The organism is Nocardia thailandica NBRC 100428 (genome assembly GCF_000308795.1).
Taxonomy (GTDB): domain Bacteria; phylum Actinomycetota; class Actinomycetes; order Mycobacteriales; family Mycobacteriaceae; genus Nocardia; species Nocardia thailandica.
Genome location: NZ_BAGK01000121.1, coordinates 33,901 through 45,079 on the forward strand (window position 1 = coordinate 33,901; position 11,179 = coordinate 45,079).

General features: G+C 67.1%; 8 protein-coding genes, 1 tRNA gene and 1 pseudogene. 7 read left to right on the forward strand and 3 right to left on the reverse strand.

Translation table 11 applies throughout. The annotated features are described in order from the left end of the window. Positions 1-33 precede the first annotated feature (33 nt). Positions 34-1,056 carry an ABC-2 transporter permease gene (locus ON36_RS12845; protein WP_043651877.1) on the reverse strand — a complete coding sequence of 341 codons (1,023 nt, stop codon included), beginning with the start codon at positions 1,054-1,056 and terminating at the stop codon, positions 34-36. Positions 1,057-1,125: 69 nt separating this feature from the next. On the opposite strand from ON36_RS12845, the gene ON36_RS12850 reads away from it, so the two are divergent. The 4 genes from ON36_RS12850 (at position 1,126) to ON36_RS34700 (ending at position 4,514) form a co-directional block, all read left to right on the forward strand. Next, the gene (locus ON36_RS12850) at positions 1,126-1,563 is read left to right on the forward strand and encodes a MarR family winged helix-turn-helix transcriptional regulator (protein ID WP_043651880.1); all 438 of its coding nucleotides are present in this window, start codon (positions 1,126-1,128) and stop codon (positions 1,561-1,563) included. Positions 1,564-1,649: 86 nt separating this feature from the next. Further along, the gene (locus tag ON36_RS12855; RefSeq protein WP_083885097.1) at positions 1,650-2,924 is read left to right on the forward strand and encodes a glycosyltransferase 87 family protein; all 1,275 of its coding nucleotides are present in this window, start codon (positions 1,650-1,652) and stop codon (positions 2,922-2,924) included. Positions 2,925-3,000: 76 nt separating this feature from the next. Further along, entirely contained in the window at positions 3,001-4,089 is a 1,089-nt protein-coding gene (locus ON36_RS12860; protein WP_157224858.1) for an FAD-dependent monooxygenase, read from the forward strand. Then, the gene (locus tag ON36_RS34700) at positions 4,089-4,514 is read left to right on the forward strand and encodes an aromatic-ring hydroxylase C-terminal domain-containing protein (protein WP_157224859.1); all 426 of its coding nucleotides are present in this window, start codon (positions 4,089-4,091) and stop codon (positions 4,512-4,514) included. Before ON36_RS12860 ends, ON36_RS34700 begins: the two co-directional genes overlap by 1 nt. A 44-nt stretch (positions 4,515-4,558) precedes the next feature. On the opposite strand, the gene ON36_RS12865 is transcribed toward ON36_RS34700, so the two are convergent. Next, complete coding sequence (locus ON36_RS12865; RefSeq protein WP_043651883.1) at positions 4,559-5,107, reverse strand: hypothetical protein; 549 nt, start codon at positions 5,105-5,107, stop codon at positions 4,559-4,561. Positions 5,108-5,205: 98 nt separating this feature from the next. Between ON36_RS12865 and ON36_RS12870 the strand changes: the two genes are divergently transcribed. Together ON36_RS12870 and ON36_RS12875 are read left to right on the forward strand one after the other, a co-directional pair. Next, complete coding sequence (locus ON36_RS12870; protein WP_043651885.1) at positions 5,206-5,727, forward strand: PadR family transcriptional regulator; 522 nt, start codon at positions 5,206-5,208, stop codon at positions 5,725-5,727. A gap of 75 nt (positions 5,728-5,802) precedes the next feature. Next, positions 5,803-5,887, forward strand: a tRNA-Leu gene (locus ON36_RS12875). 736 nt (positions 5,888-6,623) lie between these two features. Here ON36_RS12875 and ON36_RS35830 read toward each other — a convergent pair. Beyond that, positions 6,624-7,535: pseudogene (locus tag ON36_RS35830) on the reverse strand (recombinase family protein); the annotation flags it as partial. A gap of 694 nt (positions 7,536-8,229) precedes the next feature. Here ON36_RS35830 and ON36_RS33485 point away from each other — a divergent pair. Further along, positions 8,230-9,672: a GTP pyrophosphokinase gene (locus tag ON36_RS33485; RefSeq protein WP_157224860.1), complete on the forward strand. Its 1,443-nt coding sequence runs from the start codon at positions 8,230-8,232 to the stop codon at positions 9,670-9,672. Positions 9,673-11,179 lie beyond the last annotated feature (1,507 nt).

Below are 11,179 nucleotides of genomic sequence, written 5' to 3' on the forward strand. Positions count from 1 at the left end.
TGATCCGGGCGATTCGCCTGGTCGGCAAGGGAATCAGACCGCGACGACCGACTCCTCGAGTTCCTCGGCGACCTCGGCGGGCGCGGGCGGGGCGGCGTGGCGGCGCGCCTCGTACCGGGCGGCGACGAGCATCAGCACGACACCGGCGATCAGCCAGGCCGCCAGGCTCGCCAGGCGACCGCCCAGTCCGGCGCCGCCGTCGAAGTACAGCAGCGAGCGCGTGCCCTCGACGAAGCCCGCGCCGTTCCAGAACGCGTGCAGGGCGCCGAAGAAGCCGTTCTGCAGTTCCGGGCCGTAGACGCCGCCGGAGGTCGTGAAGTTGAGCATCACGAACAGCACGATCATGGCCAGGGTGGTCCAGCGCTGCAGGAAGGTGTGCAGGCCGATGCCGATGGTGATGATCCCTGCCGTGTAGAGCCACATCATGCCGAAGACCGCCGCGTAGTCGTGGTCGACGACGTGGAAGACCGGGCCCGCCACGAGCATCCCGATCGCGCTGATCACCAACGCGGTGCCGACGCCGAGCAGGGCCCGCACCCGCATCCGCACGGCCGCGCCCGCCGCGCCGAGGACCGCCACGCTGGCGTAGGCGCCCACGCTGATCGCCACCAGCAGGAAGAAGATGCCCTGGCCGGTCGGGTCGCCGCCCGCCTTGGCGCTGATGTCGGTGATCCGCAGCGGCACGCCCTGGTGATCGGAGACCTGCCGGAAGGCGACCTCGGCGGCCATGGCCGAGGTGTCCGACGCCGCGCTGGCGACCAGGAGTTCCGGGGTGCGCGGGTCGGGCACGTAGGCGCCGGTGAGGTCGCGTGCGGCCAGGGCGTCCACCGCGGCCGCGCGGTCGGGCAGGGTGACGACGTCGAGCGCGTCGCCGCCCTTGTCCTTCATCGACTGAGCGAGCACCAGCGTCTGCGGGGAGTCGCCGACGACGGCGAGGCGCAGATGGTTCGGCTCGGGGGAGTGGAACGCGCCGAGGTAGGCGAAGGCCATGCCCACGCACATCAGCAGCGGGATCAGCAGGTGCCCGGCGATGTGCCGGAACTGGTGACGGGTCATCGGGACGAACTCCTGGGGAACGGCGATCAAAGTTGGTAAATACAACTATTAATGTTGTACTATACAACTATGAATCCGGAGCGCACAACTCCCCGCGACGTCGCCGTGGACACCATCCATCGCGAACTCACCGCGTTCGCCCGCCGCGCCCGCGGCCGCGCCGCCGAGCTGCACCCCCAGCTGTCCCTGGTCGCCTACAGCATCCTGGGTCTGCTCATCGAACGCGACGGCGCACAGGCCGCCGAGCTGGCCGAGCAGTTCCTGCTCGACAAGTCGACCGTCAGCCGTCAGGTCGCCGCCCTCGAACGCCTCGGCTACCTCACCCGCGAGATCGACCCGGTCAACCGGCGCAACCACATCCTGCGCGCCACCGCCGACGGCCGCCGCGTCGCCGCCGAGGCCGAGGCCAGCAGGCAGGCCGCCTTCGAGCGCCGGCTGAGCACCTGGTCCGACCGGGATCTGGCCCAGCTCGCCGCCTACCTCACCCGCTACAACAACGAGGCCTGAGCAACCCTCCGGCGACCGCGCGGGCGGCGTCACGGGCCGCGGCCCGATGCCGCGACCGCAGGCCGCGGTCGGTATAGTCGCCGCGGATGAGTAGTGACACCACCCACCCCGTATCGAGTCCCACCCGCCCGGTCCGACCCGCGCTGTGGGTGGTGCCGGTGGTGCTCGCCGTACTCGCGCTGTGGTTCAGCTTCCATTCGTGGGGACCGCTGAAGAGGTACTCCGGCGACTTCATCGATCTGCAGGTCTACCAGCTCGGCATCGAAGCCATGCGGCACGGTTCCGACCTCTACGGCCAGCTCCCCAAGACGTCCGCGGGTATCGGCCTGCCGTTCATCTATCCGCCGTTTGCCGCGATCGCCCTCCAGCCGTTCGCGCTGCTGCCGTGGTCGGTGTCCAAGACGCTCTACGTCGTGCTCTCGCTGGCCGCGCTGACCTGGGCCCTGTACCTGGTGGCCCGCCGGTACCGCCCCGACGACCGCGAGACCGCGGTCTGGATCGCGGCCTGCGCCCTCCCGCTGGCCATGTTCCTCGAGCCGGTCCGCGCCACCCTCGACTTCGGTCAGGTCAACCTGCTGCTGATGGGACTGGTCGCCGCCGACTGCCTCACCCCGAGGACCCGCTGGCCGCGCGGCGTCCTCATCGGCATCGCCGCCGCGATCAAGCTGACCCCCGCGGCCTTCGTGCTGTTCTTCCTGATCCGCAAGGACTATCGCGCCGCGGTGACCGCCGCCTCCACCGGAGCCGTCGCCACCGCGGCCTCGTTCCTGATCCTGCACACCGAGTCCATGCGCTACTGGTTCGGCGGGCTGGGCAACGTCTCGGGCCTGAGCGGATCCGACTTCCACACCAACCAGTCCATCCAGGCCGTGCTGGCCCGCCTGAAGTTCGACGGATTCGCCTTCGACGCGCTGTGGGTGGTCTTCGGGCTGCTGGTTCTGGCCCTGGTCGTGGCGGCCATGCGCAAGGCCGCCGACGAACCCGCGCTCGCGCTGTCGATGAACGCGGTGTTCACCCTGCTGCTCTCGCCGATCTCGTGGTCGCACCACTGGGTCTGGATCGCCCCCGCGCTGCTGGCCATGGTGCTCTACGCCGTACGGCTGCCCCGGCGCCGGGCGCTCGGCTGGTACGCGACCATCGCGGTCACCGCCGGCGTGTTCTACTACGCCCCGCACAACTACCTGCCCGGCGACAAACACCTCGAGCAGGCCTGGACCCCGATGCAGCACATCGTCGGCGACACCTACGTCTGGCTGGCCGTCGCGCTCATCGTGCTGTTCCTGGTGACCGGCCGCCGCCCGGTCACCCCGCCGAGCCGTCCGCGGGCCCGCCCCGAGACCGAGCCGGTCGCGGTCTCCTGACCCGCGCAAGCGGCGCGCACGGCGCCGCAAGCCGCGCGCAAGGACCACGCCACCCCACCTCGGCATCGTCGGGTCCATGAACGAGAACGTGGATGTGGTCATCGCTGGTGCGGGCCCGGTCGGGCTCATGCTGGCCTGCGAACTGCGCCTGGCCGGCATCACCGTGCTGGTGGCCGAACCCCGCACCGAGATCGACCCGACCCTCAAGGCGGGGGCGATCAACCTGCCCACCGCCCAGGCCTTCCATCGCCGCGGCCTGCTGCCCGCGCTGGCCGAACGTCACGCCGCGGGCATCGCCCGCATCGCCCGATTCGCCGCCTCGCGCGGCGCGAGCGCGCCCGCCCGGCTGCCCGGCGGCCACTTCGCCGGGCTCATGCTCAGCCGCCCCGACGTCGACGACGATCCCGACTTCGCCCACGCCGGTCCCGCCGGTGCGGTGTGGTTCGTCAGCCAGCAGGACATCGAGGAGATCCTCGGCGCCCGCGCCGCCGAGCTCGGGGTCGACGTGCGTCGCGGTGCCGCCGTCACCGGCTTCGCCGACGACGGCACGGGCGTCACCGTCGAGCTGGGGGAGACCCGGGTGCGGGCGCGGTGGCTCGTCGGCTGCGACGGCGGCCGCAGCGCGGTGCGCAAGCGCGCGGGCTTCGACTTCCCCGGGCTCGACCCGGAGATCACCGGCCGCCAGGCCGTCGCCGAGCTCCGCGGCGCCGACGCGCTCCCGGCCGGCTGGAACGCCACGCCCACCGGCGTCTTCGTCCACGGCCCCACCCCCGGCCGCTTCCTCACCGTCGAGCTCGACGGCCCGCCCGCCGACCGCGACGCCCCCGTCACCGCCCGAGAGCTCCAGGGCAGCCTGCGCCGCGTCTCCGGCGTCGAGGTCGAGGTCGGCGCCGTCCACTCCGCGACCCGCTTCACCGACAACACCCGTCAGGTCACCGACTACCGCCGCGGCCGGGTCCTGCTGGCGGGCGACGCCGCCCACGTGCACTCGCCGTTCGGCGGCCAGGGCCTCAACCTCGGCATCGGCGACGCGGTCAATCTCGGCTGGAAACTGGCCGCGGTCGTGCACGGAAACGCCGGCCCCGACCTCCTCGACACCTACACCCGCGACGTCATCCCGTCGGCGCGTGGGTCCTGGAATGGACTCGCGCCCAGATCGCCCTGATGCGCCTCGACCCCCGCAGCCGAGCCCTCCGCGCCGTCGTCGCCGAGCTCGTCGCCACCCCGGACGGCTCCGCCGCGATCTTCAAGCACATCGCGGGCATCCGGCACCGCTACGACCTCGGCGGCGCCCCCCTCGTCGGCGCCGCCGCCCCGCACGCCGCCCTGGGCGCCGATGTCACCGGCCTCTTCGCCTCCGGACGCGCCGTCCTCGTCGGCTTCACCGGCGGCGCCGACCCGGCCGATGTCGCCGGCCCCTGGTCCGATCGCCTCACGATCGTCTCCGCCGCGACCGCGGGTCCCGACGGCATCACCGGTCTGCTGATCCGGCCCGACGGCATCGTCGCCTGGGTCGGCACGGCGCGCACCACCGGCCTGCCCGAGGCGCTCTCCCGGTGGTGCGGTCCCGCCCGCCTGCCCGTCGCCTGACCACGTCCGGGCCCGCCGTCGCCGCACGGCGGGCCCGCGCGTCCCTACGCGGCCGCGAGCGCCCGCGCCCTGACCCGCTCGGCGTACCAGAGGGTGAACACCGCGGGCGCGCCGAACGTGAACACATGCGTCACCGTCGAGGCGACGGTGCCCGCGTGCGCGACCAGGGCCAGCGTCACGCACCCGAGCACGAACGCCGCCGTCCACACCCCCGTGAGCACATACCCCGTCCGCACGAACAGGGGAGTGTCCCAGAACTCCCGCGGCGTGGACTGTTTCGCGATTCCGAGGGTGAACGGCACCCGCAACGCCAGCGAGGTCAGCGAGATCAGCGCGAGCGCGCCGTTGGCGAACGACGGCGCGTACGCGTGCAGCGGCGTACCCGGGTCGAGGAACGCGACCACGCTCAGCCCCGTGAAGTAGATCAGCGACCCGATCTCGATGATCACGGCGTCGACCGGCCACCCCGCCCGCAACCGCGCCGCCAGCTCCGTGAGCGCGATGAGCGCCGCGGCCAGGGCCGCCCACTGCCAGTGCGCCGCGGGAACCACGGCGTAGACGATCCACGGGGCGAAGGCGCGCAGGAAGTTCATGTCGGGTGCTCCTCGGTGCCGCAACATTCCAGTTCTGACATGTCGAAGTCTGAGGTTCCATGCCCGACATGTCAAGACTGGAATGTAGGATGATTGCCATGAGCCTCCGCCACGCCCTCCTCGGCATGCTCGCCGACCACCCCGCCAGCGGCTACGACCTGCTCGGCCGCTTCCGCGAGACCCTCGCCAACGTCTGGCCCGCCACCCAGAGCCAGATCTACACCGAACTCACAAAGCTCGCCGACGCCGGCCTCGTCGCCGTCGACGAGGCCGGCCCCCGCGGCCGCAAGCAATACGCCCTCACCCCCGCCGGCGCGCGTGAACTTCGTCACTGGCTCACCGAGACGGCCCCCAAGCCCATCACCCGCAACGAGACCCTCCTGCGCGTCTTCTTCCTCGGCCACCTCACCCCCACCCAGGCCGACGACTATCTCGCCGCCATCGAAAACCGCTCGACCGCAGCACTTTCCGACCTGGAACACCTCCGCGACGCCATCACCGGCGACTCCGCCGACGCCGTCTACGGCCGCCTCGCCGTCGACTGGGGCATCCGCTTCCGCCGCATGAACCAGGAGTGGGCCGCCTGGGCCCGCACCCAGCTCCCCGCCGACGAGAGTTGATCATGAAAAACCGGCGCCTACCAGCCGATTTGGTGGAGTGAGCACGGGTCGGCTAATCTTTTGGCACACCACCGAGTCCGGGTGGCGGAATGGCAGACGCGCTAGCTTGAGGTGCTAGTGCCCGTATTAGGGCGTGGGGGTTCAAGTCCCCCTCCGGACACAACCGTTATACACACGGGTGGGCTTGCTTCGGCAAGCACCACCCGTGTTTTTTCGTTGTAGGTCAGTTTCAGGCCGAGTCGGCGGTAGACCTCGTGTTTGTCGTTCGGGTCTGCTCTGCGGAGCGCGGTGGTGAGTTCGCCGAGTGAGTCGATGAGTTGTCTGATCTCCTCGCGGGTCAGTTGCCTGCCGCGGGCTGTGTCCCTGGTGAGTGCGTCGAGTCGGGTCTGTGCGAGTTGGCGCTGGTCGAGAGTTTCCTGGGTCCAGGTGGCGACGAGGTGGGGGTCGGTGCCGGCTTCGAGGGCTTGGCGGTGGGCGGTGAGTGTGCGGTCGAGTTGTGCGAGCTGTCGGCGGGTGGAGGCGATGGCGGGGTCGGGGCCGGGCTGGTTGCCGTGCAGGATGGTCAGGGTTTGTTCGATGGACTGTGGTTCGAAGGCTGTGGCGAGCCAGGTGTCGAGGGGTTCGGTGATCTGGTCTTCGCGCAGGTACACGGTCGGGGCGTGGTCGATGTTGTTCGCGGTCGCGTATTCGGTGGGGTAGCGGCAGCGGTAGTGGGCCCGGTCGTGGTTCCAGTTGCCTTGCATGCGGCGGCCGCAGGCGTGGTGGGTGATGAGTCCCTTGAAGAGGTAGCGGTGCTTGCGGGCGGTGGTGACTCGTCCTGTGGTTCGGGGGCCGCGTGCTGCGAGCTGGTGTTGGACGAGGTCGAAGATGGTGCGGGTGACCAGTGGCTGGTGGGCGGGGTGTTCGGAGTGGACCCAGCGGGATTTGTCGTTCCAGGTGAGCTTTGTCTGGTGGCCGAGGGCGACGTCGTTGACGTCGATGAGGGATTCGTGTTTGGTCTGTTTGTTCCAGACCTGGTGGCCGGTGTAGCGGGGGTTGGTGAGGATGGTGCGGACCGTGCTCTTGGACCAGGCGATGCCGTTGCGGTGGCGGTTGCGGGCTTGGTCGTGTGCCGACGGGCAGGCGATGCCGTCGGCGGTGAGGCGTTGCGCGATGGCGAAGACACCGATCTGCGACAGGTATTCGGCGAAGATCCGCTGGACGACGGGGGCTGCGACGGGGTCGGGTTCGAGGCGGTGGAGGCGTTTGCCGTCGGCTGCTTTGCCGGGGTGTGGGTGTGGGCCGGCGTCGGCGAGTCGGTATCCGTAGGGTGGTCGGCCGCCGAGGTAGCGGCCTTCGATGTGTGCTTGGGCGGCCATGGAGGCGCGGACGCGGATCTTGATGCGGTTGCGTTCGCCTTTGGACATGCCGCCGAAGACGGACATGATCAGGTCGTGGGCTTCGGAGTCGGGGTCGATGGGTCCGCCGACCTCGGGTACCCAGAGTTGCACGCCGTAGTGGACGAACACGGGGAAGGTGAGCCCGAATTGGTTGCCGTAGAAGGCGCGTTGGGGTTCGCCGATCACGACGGCATCGAATCCGCGGTCGGGGTTGGCGAGTGTTTCGAGGAGACGGTTCGCTTCGGGGCGGCGTCGCCAGGGGATGGCGCGGGATTGGCCGATGTCGAAGAACTCGGTGACGATCTCGCCGTGGGGTTCGACCAGGGTTCGCGCACGTGCGAGCTGCCAGTTACGGGAGGCGGCCGGGTCCTGCTGGTCTTCGGTGGAGACTCGACCGGCGAAGGCAAAACGAATGATCCTGGTTGCCATGCTCACTCCGAACGATCGTTGTCGGGGTCTGAGGGTGCGCAGTTGTGCAGCAGGCGTAGCAGTGCGGCCGCTGCTGCGGCGTTGAGCTGGGGAGGGTTTCGCGGGCGAACCACATCGAGGGTGTCGGTGTCGATGGGGTGGTGGGGGCCGGGATCTTCGGGCGAGGGGTTCACGTCGTCAGCGGGCATGACAGGCTCCGGATCGGCCCGCCGGTTTGCTTCCAACTCCATAGAACAGGAAAACCTGTCGGTGTGCTAGGCATCGAGCCGGCTGGGTGGATCAGGGACGGGGAGTCGCTTCCAATCCCGCGATCGCCCTGTACGAGCGGGTTCGGGTGAACGGGCCGTGCCGCGAACCGATGCGCCGGTTCTACGATCCTTCGGACAGGACGGCTGTGCGTTCGGACCAGTCTGGCGACTGCGCCGTGTTCCTGCAACGCCGCCGGCCAGGCTCTGCGAATGACCTTCGCCGACTGCGGCCACCGGGCCCCTCCCGCCCCGTAGCCCGCCGTATGCGGATTACCAGCGGCGGACTGTCGATAGTCGCGAGACTGTATAGATACCCCCAGGCCGAAACTGCTTCGCCGATGAGCGAGTTGGCCCGCATGTGCGGGATGGTTCTCAGGCGTCGCCACCTCCCCACGCTGCTCAATTGGCCTCCGCGTCCGCGGGATGTCCCCGTGGTCGGTTAGTTCGTGGCGGATGTGCAGGAACTATCGCCGTTGTGGCGGGTGATGCAGCACGACGCTGCTAGCCTTGCGCACGGCGGTGTTGAACTTCGTGCCGCTTGCGGTACTTGTCAGGAGCTTCACCGTTGTTTAGCCGCCATCGGGCGTTTGGAGTGGGTAGTGGGTTTTATCGATGATTTCATGGTTCGGTATGCAAAAGAGTTCGATTTCTATGAAAATGTTGCGCGGCGTGCACGCGACTTGATCGACGCAGAATTAGGAAAAGAGGGTGTTAAAGGTGCGGTAACGCATCGGGCAAAATCCATAGACCGACTCGAGGCGAAGTGTCGTCAGCGAGATGCGAGGACTGGTAAGGCGTATGGCTCTGTCGACGCGATATTTGAAGATATAGTTGATTTGGCGGGAGTGAGGATAGCCCTATATTTTCCTTCGGACGGAGATATCGTTGCATCCATCATCTCAAGGATTTTCGATGTCATCGGCGACCCGAAAGTGTTTCCCGATGTGGCAAAAGAAAGGCCGGGAGACCCCCGGTTCTCGGGATATGCTGGAAAGCACTTCCGGGTCAGATTCAAAGACGCCGCCCTGTCGTCGGCTGACAAGAGATATGCGAACGCGAAAATAGAGATCCAGATCGCATCTGTATTTATGCATGGCTGGTCCGAAGTTGAACATGATTTGGTCTACAAGCCCTTGGATGGCGGCTTGTCGGAGGAGGAGTACTCGCTACTGGACCAACTCAACGGCCTTGCGATGTCAGCCGAGATCGCCCTTGAGAACCTTAGAAAAGCCATGAAGAGGCGGGTGACGGAGCGAAAGCGAGAGTTTGGTAATCACTACGAATTGACGACCTATCTGCTGGACCGGCTGGGAATTTCGGACAGGGAGTCCATTACCGGTGCCGGCCTAGGGAGAATGGATCAGTTGTTTTTGTTTCTCGGGCGCCTGGACTTGAATCGACCAATGGCGTTGGACGAATATGTGGATTCATTGCATGATCAGTTCGAAAGGCGCCCGCTCGCAGACCAGGTTATCGACGAACTGCTTAGAAATGACGAGAGCCGATATGGTATTTATGAGCAAGTTCGCAATCGAAGTGAGGTTGTCGACAGTGGAATTTTGGGCAACTTCATGCTGAGTTGGATTAAACTTGAGCGGCTGGAGAGGGAGCTTCACCCCGGCGGCCCTGCCATCCGTAGTTTTGGTCGTCAGTTGGAGCGCTCTGGAATTCTGGATGCTGATATGGCCGGTGAGATCGGAGCGATCCGAAACATGCGCAACAGGATCGTACATGGTCAGGATGACTCCTTCTCGATTGCTGACATTGAGAATGCAACCGAGCGGTTGAACGGGCTCACGAGGCAAATATCTGAAACTGTTGGACGGCGAAACCTGCACGGTGAAGTCATGCCTACGTCTGTGGAACAATCCGACAGTCCCTCTGAGTAGTGGTATCCAGTGTGCCGCAACGCCCAGGACGGCGGCTGGCGAGTATTTCAACCGGGCGCTAGCTCGCCCCTATGTGCGGCATTCTCGGTAACAGATGAGCATATACCCGGCGCGGCGCGAAGGTGGCGACGGCGAGGTTCTAATCGCCCGGGCGATTGTCCCGCTGCCCCGGGCGGTCTCTGTCTGTGTGCCCGCGCGCCATGTGTTTAGTCCGCTAAACGGCGTGTGGCACCTGAACCGTGTCTGTGCCCGTGTCGGTGGTCCGCCACGGGTCCGTCTCGGCTTGTTATCGGCGACCCCCGACGTTCGAAAGCGCGCGGCGAATGTGTGTCGGTAAGGCTATCGGGTGGCCTGCGGAGAGGGCCGGTTCGGTGGCCGGACCGGATGGCGAACACGCGAACGGATCGACCCGATTCTCTACTCCGTCGTCGGGCGCCGAGGCGTAAGCCGAGACACCCGAAGGACTTCCGCTAGATAGGGATCGCCGACGAGCGCTCCTAGCGTAATATCGACGGCATCGAACGGATGCGCCTCGTCAATGACGACATCACCACCCCCGGTTACGCACCTCGCCGAGCAGATGCGAATCGGGTGACCGTCTGGGCGTTGGAGACGGCTGTGCTCAGCGGCGTGTAACTGCTGGGCAGATCCGGAAACGGTAAGGCGGCAGCACCGGTGAGGCCGTCGACTGGCACCCGGCGAGCGGATAACCTCGCTGGTGAGGGCCGACGACGCACCCGCGACTTCGTTTACGGCTGGCCCGAAATGGCTCAACGTCGAACCGCCATGGGTGTACTGGATGACATGCGCGGATAGACCCGAGCGACTGCGAAGCCGAAGATTCGCTCCACCCACGTCAACACAGTGTGCCGCAGCCAATGTGCACCGATCTGCAGCGTGGGCCATCTATGGCAGCGCACGTCCCGCACCGCATCCACATGTGGCCGTACCGACGGCGCGTGACCGGACGGCCGTGCCGGTAACGCAACGACTGCTCACCAAATTGGTCACTCGGTCGAACTGGGTGGTAAGCATCGGCGGCATGTTGTCGGCGAGACCTGCTGCGAATGAACCGTGCCGCCTTTCCCTAGCAGCTTCGCCGTCCCCTTCCCCGAACCCACGTCCGAGGGCCGCAGCGGCAGCGCGCTACCAGTGCGGTGTGCGGTCTTGAGATGTATGCGCAGCAGCAACACGTCCAGCTGCAGTCCCAGCGTCGTCGGGCTATCGATTCGCCGCGAACTAGTCCTCGCGCAACTGCTGCACCGCGAGATTGTCGTCGCCAACTGTCGGTGCCTCGACGGGATCGGCTCCGACCGCAATGCCTTGTCAACCCAGCATCAATCGAACACGTGCATCACGCCCGGCAGGCATAGGTCAATCGACCGGCCCGGCTTCCTTCCGTGGCTTCAGTCGCCGTCTCCTTCGGTGTCGCTGGTGTCGCCTCGCGCCCAGCGTTCGAGGATTTCCCGGTTGTCCGGCGCGATCTCGGGTCGGTCGGTGTAGTGGG